This is a genomic window from Pseudomonas sp. CBC3 (assembly GCF_037967085.1).
Lineage (GTDB): Bacteria > Pseudomonadota > Gammaproteobacteria > Pseudomonadales > Pseudomonadaceae > Stutzerimonas.
In genome coordinates this window covers 352,628-364,997 of the sequence record NZ_JBANEO010000002.1, presented here as the reverse complement: position 1 = coordinate 364,997, position 12,370 = coordinate 352,628, and the positions used below count along the sequence as shown (strand labels likewise).

Genomic DNA, 12,370 nt, shown 5'->3' with positions numbered 1-12,370 from the left:
GGATGCCTTCATCCGCCTCGTTCATGCGATCAGAGCGCAGCCTTTTCTACCGGCCTGGCGAAACGATAGGTCGCCAAGCAGCACAGCACGACACCACTCGACGCCAGCAACCCACCGACAATGCCCACATTGCTCAGGCCCAGATGGACGGTAACCAGGCTGCCGAGCAGCGCGCCGCCGCCGATTCCGACGTTATAGATGCCAGAGAACATGGCCATGGCGACGTCGGTCGCATCGGACGCTAGATTCAGCACCTTCGCCTGCAATGCCAGGCCAAAGCACATCCCGGCGATCCCCCAGACCACCACCAGCGCGCCCAGCAGCGAACTGTCGCGTGAAGCCGGCAGTAACAGCAGCAAACACGTCGCCATCGCTGAGATCGCGGCGACCAGAAAGCCCCTCGGATAACGGCCGCTGTAGCGACTGAACAGGAACGAACCAAGAATGCCGGCGCCGCCAAACAGCAACAGCAATACCGTCGTCATGTCACCGCTCAGGTGCGCGATGTTCTGCGCAAAGGGTTCGATATAGGTGTAGGCCGTGAATTGCGCGGTGATCACCAAAGCGGTCAGTACGTAGGCCGCGACCAGCGCCGGGCGCTTGAACAGCACCGGCAGGCTGCGCAGCGAACCGGAATTCTGGCTCGGCAGCAGCGGCAGCGTCCGCGCCAGGCAGAGCGCCACCAGCGCCGCGATCACGCCAATCGAGAGGAATGTCGTGCGCCAGCCCAGCGCTTCACCCACCACACGACCAAGCGGAATGCCCAGCACCATCGCCAGTGCACTGCCGGTGGCCAACAGGCCCAGCGCCTGTGCCTGCTTGCCTTGTGGCGCAACGCGCACGGCCAGTGATGCAGTGATCGACCAGAACACCGCGTGCGAAAGCGCGATACCAATACGGCTGATCATCAGCATGCTGAAGCTCGACGCCACGCTGGACACCAGATGGCTGCCGATGAATACCGCGAAGACGACGATCAGCAGCCTGCGGCGTTCGACGTTGCGCGTCAGCAGCATCATCGGCAGCGACATCAGTGCCACCACCCACGCGTAAATGGTCAGCATCAGACCGACCTGGGACGGCGGCATGTCGAACGAACCCCCGATGTCGCTGAGCAACGCGACCGGGACGAACTCGGTGGTGTTGAAAATGAAGGCGGCCAGCGCCAGTGCGATGACACTGAGCCAGCTCCCGGCGTGGGAGTGTTGCGATTCGTTCATGTGGGCGATGTCTTGATGCGACCAATCGGCAACCGCAACGCGCCTTTTTGAAAAGCTATGTCTGTTGGCGCAAAGGCCCGAGCGACGTTCCGCTTCAGCCCACCAACGCGGTCAGCGTGGGCTAAAGCCCACCCTACAAGGCTCGGAGCCTTCCCAAACCAATTGGCAACAGACATAGCCTTTTTGAAAAAGGCACACCACAGCGTGACGAGAGAGAATTCAGGGGTGACGGTCGTGCTCGATCACCACAACGCACCCGGCCCGCGAGCTTCGAAGAAGTGCGGGCGGCAGCGGAAACGATTGAGATACGAAACAGGACAGTCGGAGCGGCGCGGATTCTACGCCCGCGCCGTGCCGATGTCAGGCCGCAAAAACCATCTGCGACGAGCGGCCGCAGCCGCGGCTCGCTAGCGTCGCCAAAGGCTCGCCCGGCCTTGAACGTTCGAGGCCGTTCGATACGCGTATCACTCGGCGAAATACGCCTGCGCGCGCTCCGCTTCTGCGGCGGTGGGCTTGTAGTTGATCCACTCGTCGCTCTCGTTCTTCTTGTAACGCACGACACCCTGCGCCACATCGAACTCGTAGAAGGGATAAACCTCGCGCAGGTTGTAGAACGCAGCCGGGGCGAAGAAGAGGATGTCAGCGGCCAGATAGCCACCGTTGAACTTGAGCGGAATCAGCCCGTACATGGGCTCCATGCCATCCTGCGTGGCGCGGAAGCGGTACTGGCCGAAGCTGGTGGTTTTGTAGGTTTTGCTGACCGGGTTTTTCAGCACCAGCGGTGCATCGTCATTGATCTTGACGCTGAGGCTCGGATCGCTGGAACGCAGCGAGGTGGTGGCGGAACAGGCGGACAGCAGCGCAGCCATCAGCGGCAGCGCCAGGAGTTGCTTGGCTTTCATGTTCAATCCCTTGCAGGTGGTAGGCGTGGACGACCTAGACCGGCCCTACGTTGGGGTCCGGCGGCCATCCTTGGCGGGCGGCACTATAGGACACTGTTTGCTGATGGCCAAGCGCCCTCGGTCTGGGTTTCGTAGGGCGCGCTTCGCGCACCGCCGGCTTCGGTGTATCCGGTGCGCGGAGCGCACCCTACGTGGCCAAGGTGGCACCGAACGGAGCGGCATCATCGCTGATTGGAATGTAGGGTGCGCTTCGCGCACCGCCGGGCTTCGGTGTATCTGGTGCGCGGAGCGCATCCTACTTGTCCTAGACGAAACCTTTTTTGATCACTGGCCATGCGTGTACCACTCGGCATCCAGCCGAAACTTTCCAGCCCGCCATCAGCCGTACCTACAGAACCCATTCACACCGGAGAAGGTATGGCTTACCCGAAGATCCCCGCACAGAAGCAGGACCGCCAGCCCGGCTTGGAGAGCGAGATGCAGCCGCCAGCCGAGTTCATCCGTGACAGCTACAAAGGCAGCGGCAAGCTGGCCGGCAAGGTGGCGCTGATCAGTGGGGGCGACAGTGGCATTGGCCGCGCGGCGGCGCTGCACTTCGCGCGCGAGGGTGCTGACGTAACGATCATGTACCTCGACGAACACGAGGACGCCGCAACAGCCAAGCGCATGGTGGAAGCCGAAGGGCAGCGCTGCATCACCCTGCCCGGTGATATCCGCGACAGCCGCTACTGCAACGATGCGGTCAGGCAGACGATCGAAGCCTTCAGCCGGCTGGACGTGCTGGTGAACAATGCCGGACGCCAGGAAGTACAGACGCGGCTCGAGGACATCACCGACGAGCAGTGGGAGAAGACTTTCGCCACCAACATTCACGGCTATTTCTATCTCACCCGTGCCGCCCTGCCCCACCTGAAAGCCGGCGCGTCAATCATCAACACAACTTCGATCAATTCCTTCATCGGCAATCCGATGCTGGTCGACTACACCGCGACGAAGGGCGCCATCGACGGCTTCACCCGAGCCCTGTCGCAACAGTTGATCGAGCGCGACATTCGCGTCAACCAGATCGCTCCCGGCCCGATCTGGACGCCGCTGCAACCGGCCACCATCGGCAAGCACGATCCCGAGATGCTCGAAGGCTTCGGCAGCCAGATGCCCATGGGCCGTTGCGGTCAGCCTTCTGAACTGGGCCCGGCTTACGTTTATCTTGCATGCGAAGACTCGTCCTATGTCAGCGGCCAGACCATTCACATCAATGGCGGCAAAGTGGTGAACGGCTGAGGTTCGCCATATCGAACGCAGCCTGGCCGCACGAACCGAGGTGAAATCATGACTCAGATTCTCATTGCCGCCTTCGACCGCTACGCCGAAGCCGAGCGCGTCAAAACCGAACTCCTGAGCAAGGGCGTGCCCAGCGACGACATTCAGATATCCGCATCCTTCAACCCCGCCACGGTCGACAGCAGCCGGGTGGAAGTCGTCGGCGAAGAACCGGACAAGGACGCCACGGTCGCCGACAAAATTGGCAGCTTCTTCCAGAACGTCTTCGGCGACGATTCGAGCAAGCACGCCGGTCGCTACCCAGAGGCGGCTCGTCGTGGTTCGACCATTGTCACCGTCACGCTGGACGACGAAGGCCAGATATCGATGGTCGAGCAGCTGATGGAGCGAAACGGTGCGATCGATATCGACGAGCGCAGTGCCGGCTGGGGCGACGATGACACGACGCCCGTCACGGCCAGCACCGAAACCCTGACGACTGGCTACCCGGACGCCACATCCATCAGCGTCGACGAACGCGAGCTGAATGGAATGGCCACACCGGACCGCGGCGCGGACGATGGCTCGATTCCAGGCCGCGCCGAAAACGAAAAGGCCGAGCGTCGTGACAACACGGCCGGGCGGGTGCGGATCATTCCGCGGTAACGCGCCGCCGAAAGTGCATCACGCTCATTGCGCCATGAACACCTCATCGAGCAGGTCGTTCATGGCCTCGAAAGCGCGCTTCGCCACCAACGGGTTGTACTCGTTGCGGCCCGGCACCTTGGCATAGGGGTCGGTAAACGAATGCACGGCGTTGCCATAGCTGACCATTTGCCAGTCGGCATCGGTGGCTTGCATCTCGGCGACGAAGCCATCGACTTGCTCCTTCGGCACAGCCGGATCATCGGCACCGTGCAAAACCAGCACAGGTGCCTTGATCTGCTTAGCGTCATCGGGGTTAGGCGTGTCCAGGTTGCCGTGAAAGGAGACGAAGGCGTCCAGATCGGCACCAGAGCGGGCCAGTTCCAGCACTGCGCCGCCACCAAAGCAGAAACCGATCGCCGCCATCTTGCTGGTATCCAGCGCTACGTCCTGCTGTGATTTGAACGCATCGACCGCAGCCTGGGCGCGCTTGCGCATCAGCGCGCGATCACCGCGTACCGAGGTGGCGGCCGCCTTGGCTTCATCCGGACTCGATGGCCGTACCGCCTTGCCGTATAAATCCGCCATGAACACCACGTATTTCTCCCCTGCGGCGCGCGCGGCCTTCTCAGCCGAACGCTCGGTTACCCCTAGCCAGTTGGGCACCATCACCAAACCAGGGCGCGGCGTGGTCACCGCATCGTCGTAAACCAGTAAGCCCTCGAAGGCTTCGCCGTCGATTTCATAGGCATGGGGCTTGACCACCACAGCGGCTTCGGCAACGCCGACCATCCCGGCCAGCGCCAGGGCAATGCACGTCTTTTTCATGGGTTTCTACCTGCGAAGTGAGACGACTTTTCAACAGTAGCGGAAAAAACCCACCGTACAGGCGGACCCTACTTCAGGACCGTTTCGGTTTGTGTCGTTGGCGCCCGTTGCTTGGGAGGCGCCCCTGCAGCGCCAGCGCATTGGCCGTCGCTGCCCCACTGGCCGTGTTGTCGACGATGCACCAATTAGCAACGCCGTCCGGCTGATCAGCTAGGCGGTCGGCCAGCGAATCGAGCCAATCGGCAGCGTATGAGGAATGGTAGATGCGCGGCGAGCCGTGCAGCCGGTAATAGCGAAACCCCGCCCAGCCGCCCGGCTCGGCCGCTTCGGCAAAGGGCGCGGGATCGGCAGCGACGTGGGCGATCTGCGCCTGCTGCAGCAGCGACTCGGCATCGAGCCAGCTACGATGGCGAGGCTCGATGGCCACCGGCCCGTCGTGGCGGGCTCTCAATGCAGCGAAAAAAGTACCGGCGCTCGCAGAGTCATAGGCCAGCAAAGGCGGTAATTGCACAAGCAGGCAGCCCAATTTCTCGCCCAGATGGCCGCACTCGTGCAGGAAACGTTCGAGCGGTTCTTCGCAAGCGATCAGCCGCCGCTCGTGGGTGACCTGCTTGGGCAGCTTCACGCAGAAGCGAAACGCCGCCGGCACGCTTTCGGCCCACTTGGCGTAGGTGGCGGGTCGATGGGGGCGATAGAAGGAGCTATTGATTTCCACCGCTGGAAAACGATCAGCGTAGCGCTGCAGGTGCGTGCCCTCGTCCGGGAATGCTGGCCACTGCTCGCGCGGCAGGCTCCAGCCCGCCGTGCCGAGAAATATGGAGGTGTCGAAGTCCTTCACTGTGAGGTCCCGCCGAATGTTGGCTCTTACAGATGACCATCGCGCATGCCGGCTTGATCCTCCGGCGCTAATCGACCCTAGCGTGCCGATTGCGTGCCCGACTGGACCGGCAACCGCTTGAGCAACCATTTACGCGCCGGCACCACGGCATGCTCCTGAGCCCAGACGCAGAGCACCACCGTCAAGATCAAGTAGAGCGGATAGAACAGCAGTGACAGCGGTTGTTCTCCGGCCCGGACGGCGCAATCGGCCCAGGTCTCGAAGCAGCTGGACGAAGCGACGCCCAGCAATTTTTCCGAACGAGAAAACAGGATGAACGCCGGTACATGCAGCACGAACAGCGGCAGCGATGCCGTTCCTAGACGCTGCGACCAGCGATTCACGCGGGCGCTGCCTGGCGTGGCGATCAGCGCAAAGAGGTAGACCAGCGCCAATTGCGAGGGCAGCAGCAGCCCGTTGTGCAGCAGGAAGTACCAGAGCTTTTCTCCCTTCAGCAGCCAAATGGCGGCGATGAAGCAGGCCAGCACGAAGCCTGCCAGCGCCAAACGACTGCCCGGCCTCGGCACGCGTCCTTGACTCTGCATTTCGCGGAACACCCCATACAACAAGATGCCGGCGAGAAATTCCGGCAGGCGCAGCAAGGGCATGCGGTGCAGCATGCCGGTATAGGGAACACCATATTCCTGCTGCTGAATCACCCAGAGCGGCGGGATCAGGTAGATCGCCGCGATGACCGCGAGCCAGAGTGCCTTGTGCCGCAACCGCATCAGCCGCGGCGCCAGCAAAGGGAACGTCAGATAAAAGAAGAACAGCGTGGAAATCGACCACAACGGTGGGTTGAAGGTCAGGTAGTAAGGATTCCATGCCTGCAGCATGAACAGCTGCAGGACGAAATTGAGCAACAGCTCGCCATTGCCCATGAAGTGCTCAAGGGCCTCTCTGGACGCCTCGCCCAAATCCTCGTTGGTGTCGTAAACCACGAAACGCAGAGTCGCCTTGGCGTCGTCCGGCGGGATACCGAGTTTGGCGATGATGAACAACACCACCGCCGTCAGTCCCAATGAAAACAGGTGCAACGGATAGAGATTGGCGAAACGCCGGCTGAGGAAGCTGCGCCCCGGTTCGCGCAGTTGTCCTTGCTGACAATAGACATGGGCCAGCAAGAAGCCCGACAGCACAAAGAAACTGCTGGTCGCGAAGAACCCCACCCCGGTCAGGTCCGACAGCCACCAGGGCCGCTGTTCCTCGGGATACACATGGATCGTGTGAAAGAACACCAGGTATATGCCGAGCGAAAATCGCAACCACTCGAGCCCGATGAATTTTTCCCTGCTGACTTGCTCCATGCGTTGCTCCTGCTATGCGGCGACCACGTGCCGTCCGCAAATAGGACGTTCCGTTGCAGGCAGTCGTTCGATATCCGCTGAGCATTCGCGCCGCAGCCGGCTTGGATAGGCGACACGGCACGTCGCACAACGCCGTCATCCGAAAGATCAATATTTCGTCACGTATGCGTCGGGCACGGGCCGGAGCGATGCAGGTCCAACCATGACCAATAACCGGCAGAGAGGTCCGCTAACCGTGTTGTTCCGAGCCAAGCCCCAGCTACGAACAGGTATCGCAACGCCCTTGCTGATGGCAATGGTCCTGCTTGCATCGCCACTGCGGGCGGTGGCGCAGGACGGTTTCAGCTGGACGGAAAACTTCCTCGAACACATCGCCAAGGTCGATGCGAGCACCTCGGGCGAGCTGGGCATCTACCTCAAGGATCTGGATACCGGCGTGTCGGCCTCCTACCACGGCGAGGAAGCCTGGTACCTTGCGTCCACGGTCAAGGTCCCGGTGGCCATTGCCGTCATGCGTCGCATCGATCAGGACACCCTGAGCCTGGACAGCACCGTGCGCTTGCTGGAGTCGGACTACGTCGACGGCGCCGGACCGACCAAACGACACGCACCGGGAACCTCGCTCAGTGTCCGTTACCTGATGGACCAGATGCTGATCCACAGCGATAACACCGCAAGCGACATGCTCATCCGCCTGGTCGGCCTCGACGCGGTCAATGCCGTGACCCGCGAACTGGTGCCGGAAGGCCTCGGCCCGATCACCACCCTGGCGGGTGTGCGCAGGTTGATCTACGGGGAACTACACCCCTCTGCCCGCCTGCTCTCCGGCAGGGATTTCCTTTCGCTCAAAGCGCAGCGCAGCGAAGCCGGACGCCTCTCGCTTCTGGCCAGCCTGCTGGGCGTCCAGCAGAGCGCGTTCACCAAAATCCCGCTGCGCGAGGCCTATGAACGTTATTACGCGACGCCCTTCAATTCGGGCACGTTGCAAGCCTATGGCGATCTCCTGTCCGCAGTGGTGGAAGGTAAGGCGCTGAGCCAAGCCAGCACCGAATACCTGCTCAGCGTGATGAATCGCGTGGCCACCGGAGCCCAGCGCATCAAGGCCGGATTGCCGCCGACGGTCGGCTATGCGCACAAGACCGGCACTCAGCTCGCCCGTATCTGCGATGCCGGCGTGATCGCGCCGCCACCCTTCCGCATAGCCGACCCCGCCGGACGTATCGTTGTGATCGCCTGCGTGCGCGGTGCTGCATCCACCGCCAAGGCCGAACGCGCGTTGCGCGGCGCGGGCGAAGCGATAACCGCCTCTGGAGTGCTTCGCCTATGAAACCAGCCCCGCTCGCGCGCACCGGAAAATTGCTCGCCCTACCGGCCTTGGTAGGCCTCGGACTGGCGCTCTGGGCGTATAAGGAACAGGCCTATTCGGAGTCCTGGCGCAACGCGCTGGAGCAGGACATTCGCCAGATCGACGAACAGAGCCCAGGCAATCTCGGCGTTTACATCAAACACCTAGGTGACGGCGAGGCACTCGACTACGAGGCGGACCGCTTCTGGTACCTGGGGTCGGCGGTCAAGGTGCCGATCGCCATCGCGGTCCTGCAGAGCGTCGACGAAGGCGAGCACAGCCTCGACGAGCAGATGAGCCTGGAAGCCACGGATAAGGTCGACGGCTCCGGCGATCTGGTCTGGCAGGACGAAGGCGTCGAGTATTCGCTGCGAGCGCTGCTGAATGAAATGCTCATCGAAAGCGACAACACGGCCGCCAACATGCTGATCCGGCTCATTGGCGAGGATGAGCTGAACGAGCGCACACGCAAGAACATGGGCGGCAAGGGCTTTGAACGCATCACCGACTTCACTCAGGTGCGGCGGGACGTCTATGGCGAGCTGCATCCCGGTGCGCATGAACTGGACAACATCGAACTGGTGAAGCTTGCATCGGCGCCCTTCAGCGAGCCGCGCTACGAGGCGGTCGCCAACGCCCTGTCGCTCTCCGAAAGCGAGCTGAAGGCCGACAGCATGGAGCAGGCTTATGAGCGCTATTACGCGCGCAACCTGAATTCCAGCACGCTGGAAGCCTACGGCACGCTGCTGGAGAAACTGGTCGAAGGCGATCTGCTTTCCGAGTCCAGCCGGGATCTGCTGTTCAAGGACATGAAGCTGGATCGGTATGACGCCTACCGCCTCGAAGCCGGCCTGCCCAGCGATGTGCCCTTCATCCAGAAGACCGGCACGCAACTGGAACGCGCCTGCCACGTAGGCGTGATCGAACCCCTGGCGGAAAAGCAGGCGAAGACCGTCATCATCGTGGCCTGCGCCGAGGCCCTGGACGAAGCCAAGGAAGCCGGAGCGGCCTTCGAGCGCTTGGGCGAAGCCATTACCCGAGTGCTGCTAAACAAAACCGAGTGATGGCTGATGGTTCCGCCGCTCCCGCGCGGCTCAACCCAAAAGCTTCGCCCCGAGAGCAGGCCTCCCACAAAAAGCAATGCGCACTGCCACAGCCCCACGCCGATCCGCTTTCGTAGGAGGCGCGACCTCGCGGCGAAAGCGTGCCCTCAGCCAGCGCAAAAGCCAAAGCTTCGCCGCGAAGTCCCACAAGAAGCGAAAGCACACTGCCGCAGTTCCATGCCGATCCGCTTGCGTTGCTGATCGTTGAATTGAGATCCACGCGAATGCAGAGCAATTGATCGGAAGTTCCCATCGGGTTGTCCATAATGGGGCAGCTGAACTGATCAGAGAGGCGTCGATCATGCGCAAGGCCGAAGTCAAACACCGCAACTCCCTCAAGCTGGAGCGACTGCAGCGCTTCCTGACATGGGCCTCGGAGCGCCATCCCGACTTCGTGCCAAAGAAGAACCATCAGGACAATTGGTTCAGCACCTATATCGGTCATCAACCGCCCGAGATCGGGCGCGCGGCGCGGTTGTTCTGGCTCGGACTGGACGAGCCGGCGGTCGATGCCAACGTCGAGGGTGCCGATCCCCAGAGCCTGATCGGCCGATTGCTCAATCGCGATCTGAACGACTACAGCTGCAACGTCGACATCTTCGGCGTCGAGAAAACGCTCGACTGCGGTCCGCTACAGAACCTGCTGGAACCCGAGCTCGCGCTGCGCATCCCTGACAGCACCTCCATCGACGAATTCGAAGCCAACGTGGACGACGCCATCGAAGCACGGGTCCGGGACCGTCTGCATGTGCTGGAGCGCCCCTTCGCCAGCATGAGCGACGAGCAGAAGACGCGCGTTCTGGATCGCTTGCCGACAAAACTCTCCCGGCTCGATGACTTCGCCGCCAAGGCCGTCGATATCCTCAACGAGGTGAAGCACGAACTGCGTTATGTCGTGGAACTGCGCCACGGCGACGTCGCGCTGGACCTGCAGCGGCGCATTCCCGGTGGCCAAGGTCAAGTGCTAAGCGAACAGGACGTGGCCGAACTGAAGGCGCAGGATCGTCAGGATCTGCTGGCCAAGTTCGAGACGATGATCGAGGAAGCCGGCGACTTCGACCTGCAGCTGCTGGGCGAGAAGCGCCTGACCGAAGTGTTCATGATGGAGCCGAAGAAACTTCGCCGGACCATCCGCTTCGCCCGCCAGGACCACAAGGAGAAGATGGCCTTCGCCGTGCTGCTGGAGAACAACCCGCGCTTCGTGCACTACCACAAACTCTACGCGGCGCGGCGCATTACCCGCACCTGGACCGCCCTGCTCGGTCCTACCAACAGCGGCAAGACGCACCAGGCCATCGAGGCGATGACCGGCGTCGAGCATGCCATCTATCTTTCGCCACTACGGCTGATGGCGCTGGAAAACCAGGAACGCATCGAGTCCATGGGCGTGCCTTGCTCGCTGGTCACCGGAGAGGAGGAAATCATCCGCGAAGGCGCCACGCATTACTGCTGCACGGTCGAAGAGTTCGCCCGCTTCCGCCATCAGCCCTGGGACGTGGTGGTCATCGATGAAGTGCAGATGATGGCCGACTCGCAGCGCGGCTGGGCCTGGGTCGATGCACTGGTCAGCGCCTATACGCCAGAGCTGATCATGACCGGTCCGGAGCTGATCCAACCCTCGCTGAAAACGCTCTGCGACCTGTGCGATGACGAATTGGTGGTCAAGCGCACCAAGCGTCTGTCGCCGGTGGAAGTGGCGCGTCGCTCGACCACGCTCAAGCAGCTCGACGAAGGCTCGATGCTGGTCGCCTTCAGCCGCAAGACGGTACTGGAACTCAAGGCCATGCTGGAGATGACCGGCAAGAGCGTCTCGGTGGTCTACGGCGCGCTGTCGCCGGAAGTGCGCCGCGAGCAGGCACGACGGTTTCGTGAAGGCGAGGCGGACATTATGGTCGCCACCGATGCCGTCGGCATGGGCCTCAATCTACCGGCGCATACGCTGTGCTTCTATACCGACGAGAAGTACGACGGCATCCAGAACCGCCAACTTAAGGTGCAGGAGGTCAAGCAGATCGGCGGGCGCGCCGGGCGTTTCGGCCATCACGACAGCGGCCTCATCACTGCGCTCGATGTGCAGACCCTGCAGTCGGTCAAGCGCTTGTTCCACAGCGCGGATCTGCCAGTGGATCTGTCGCAATTCCAGGTCCGGCCATCGATCGAACATCTGCAAGCCATCGCCGAGCTGATGGACGAACCCAGCCTGCTGCGTGCCTGGCTGACCTTCAATCGCAACATCAACTACGGTGATGAATTCATCTCGGTGCTGCCGGACGAGCTGGCCGAGTGGATCAAGCTGATCGACGACCCGACCATTGACCTGCCGCTGCGCTGGATCTTCGCCTGCACGCCGATCCGTGGCGGTCTCGACAGTCCCGCCAGCATCTGCGCCCAGCAATGGCTGAAGAAGGTTGCGCAGGACAAGGAAGTCCCGCTGCCGCGGCTGATCATCGATGCCGATCTGGCGACCTTGGAAAGTTCGCTGCATGTCATCGAAACCTACCTGCACTTGGCGCGAACGCTGCCGGCGCACTTCCCGGCGCTGGAACAGGCCGAACAGCACCGCAGCCTGCTAAACGGCGCGATCACCCGCGAGCTGTCCCGCCAACGCAAGCCGCGCAGTTCGGACCGCCGCCGCCTCTCAGGCGAAACCCGAAACTGCAAGCAGTGCGGCAAGGCCATGCCAATGGCCGAGCGACAATTTCGTTTGTGTCAGAACTGCTTTCAGGAACAGCGAGGCAAAGAGCAGCCATACGCCAAACGGCGCGCTCCAAAGCAGGTAAAAACGTAGCGATTCACGGCCAGGCGGGCGCCCCATCAGCTCAATGGTTTATGAGTGTAGGGTGCCCGCTTCTTTGCTTTGGCTGTTAACGATGTCCTCTGCGC

At 62.0% G+C, this 12,370-nt stretch carries 10 protein-coding genes; 5 read left to right on the top strand and 5 right to left on the bottom strand.

Translation table 11 applies throughout. From position 1 onward, the window contains the following. Positions 1 to 29: 29 nt before the first annotated feature. The gene (locus V6943_RS08820; protein ID WP_131648119.1) at positions 30 to 1,220 is read right to left on the bottom strand and encodes a sugar transporter; all 1,191 of its coding nucleotides are present in this window, start codon (positions 1,218 to 1,220) and stop codon (positions 30 to 32) included. A gap of 464 nt (positions 1,221 to 1,684) precedes the next feature. Next, positions 1,685 to 2,122, bottom strand: coding sequence for a hypothetical protein (locus V6943_RS08815; RefSeq protein ID WP_131648118.1), 438 nt, complete (start codon positions 2,120 to 2,122; stop codon positions 1,685 to 1,687). Positions 2,123 to 2,539: 417 nt separating this feature from the next. Between V6943_RS08815 and V6943_RS08810 the strand changes: the two genes are divergently transcribed. Both V6943_RS08810 and V6943_RS08805 read left to right on the top strand, forming a co-directional pair. Continuing rightward, positions 2,540 to 3,403: an SDR family oxidoreductase gene (locus V6943_RS08810; protein WP_197445406.1), complete on the top strand. Its 864-nt coding sequence runs from the start codon at positions 2,540 to 2,542 to the stop codon at positions 3,401 to 3,403. 48 nt (positions 3,404 to 3,451) lie between these two features. After that, positions 3,452 to 4,048 carry a hypothetical protein gene (locus V6943_RS08805; RefSeq protein WP_197445407.1) on the top strand — a complete coding sequence of 199 codons (597 nt, stop codon included), beginning with the start codon at positions 3,452 to 3,454 and terminating at the stop codon, positions 4,046 to 4,048. Between the two features lie 24 nt (positions 4,049 to 4,072). Here V6943_RS08805 and V6943_RS08800 read toward each other — a convergent pair whose 3' ends face one another. The 3 genes from V6943_RS08800 to V6943_RS08790 form a co-directional block, all read right to left on the bottom strand. Then, positions 4,073 to 4,819, bottom strand: a complete 747-nt coding sequence (locus V6943_RS08800; protein ID WP_374105202.1) for a dienelactone hydrolase family protein — start codon at positions 4,817 to 4,819, stop codon at positions 4,073 to 4,075. 109 nt (positions 4,820 to 4,928) lie between these two features. After that, entirely contained in the window at positions 4,929 to 5,693 is a 765-nt protein-coding gene (locus V6943_RS08795) for a DUF72 domain-containing protein (protein ID WP_340553251.1), read from the bottom strand. Between the two features lie 77 nt (positions 5,694 to 5,770). Next, positions 5,771 to 7,039 carry an acyltransferase family protein gene (locus V6943_RS08790; RefSeq protein ID WP_197445410.1) on the bottom strand — a complete coding sequence of 423 codons (1,269 nt, stop codon included), beginning with the start codon at positions 7,037 to 7,039 and terminating at the stop codon, positions 5,771 to 5,773. Positions 7,040 to 7,328: 289 nt separating this feature from the next. On the opposite strand from V6943_RS08790, the gene V6943_RS08785 reads away from it, so the two are divergent. The 3 genes from V6943_RS08785 to V6943_RS08775 all read left to right on the top strand — a co-directional run bounded on the left by V6943_RS08785 (position 7,329) and on the right by V6943_RS08775 (position 12,275). Then, a complete protein-coding gene (locus V6943_RS08785; protein ID WP_231752200.1) occupies positions 7,329 to 8,366 on the top strand; it encodes a serine hydrolase in 1,038 nt (345 codons plus the stop codon). Positions 8,367 to 8,395: 29 nt separating this feature from the next. Then, positions 8,396 to 9,448 carry a serine hydrolase gene (locus V6943_RS08780; RefSeq protein WP_231752208.1) on the top strand — a complete coding sequence of 351 codons (1,053 nt, stop codon included), beginning with the start codon at positions 8,396 to 8,398 and terminating at the stop codon, positions 9,446 to 9,448. A gap of 340 nt (positions 9,449 to 9,788) precedes the next feature. Continuing rightward, on the top strand, positions 9,789 to 12,275 hold the full coding sequence (locus V6943_RS08775; RefSeq protein ID WP_340553250.1) for a helicase-related protein: 2,487 nt from the start codon (positions 9,789 to 9,791) through the stop codon (positions 12,273 to 12,275). Positions 12,276 to 12,370: the final 95 nt, after the last annotated feature.

Coding starts and splice junctions, on each gene's coding strand:
- V6943_RS08775 (WP_340553250.1), top strand. CDS start 9,789: ATGCGCAAGGCCGAAGTCAAACACCGCAACTCCCTCAAGCTGGAGCGA.
- V6943_RS08810 (WP_197445406.1), top strand. CDS start 2,540: ATGGCTTACCCGAAGATCCCCGCACAGAAGCAGGACCGCCAGCCCGGC.
- V6943_RS08800 (WP_374105202.1), bottom strand. CDS start 4,819: ATGGTCGGCGTTGCCGAAGCCGCTGTGGTGGTCAAGCCCCATGCCTAT.
- V6943_RS08820 (WP_131648119.1), bottom strand. CDS start 1,220: ATGAACGAATCGCAACACTCCCACGCCGGGAGCTGGCTCAGTGTCATC.
- V6943_RS08805 (WP_197445407.1), top strand. CDS start 3,452: ATGACTCAGATTCTCATTGCCGCCTTCGACCGCTACGCCGAAGCCGAG.
- V6943_RS08785 (WP_231752200.1), top strand. CDS start 7,329: ATGGCAATGGTCCTGCTTGCATCGCCACTGCGGGCGGTGGCGCAGGAC.
- V6943_RS08815 (WP_131648118.1), bottom strand. CDS start 2,122: ATGAAAGCCAAGCAACTCCTGGCGCTGCCGCTGATGGCTGCGCTGCTG.
- V6943_RS08790 (WP_197445410.1), bottom strand. CDS start 7,039: ATGGAGCAAGTCAGCAGGGAAAAATTCATCGGGCTCGAGTGGTTGCGA.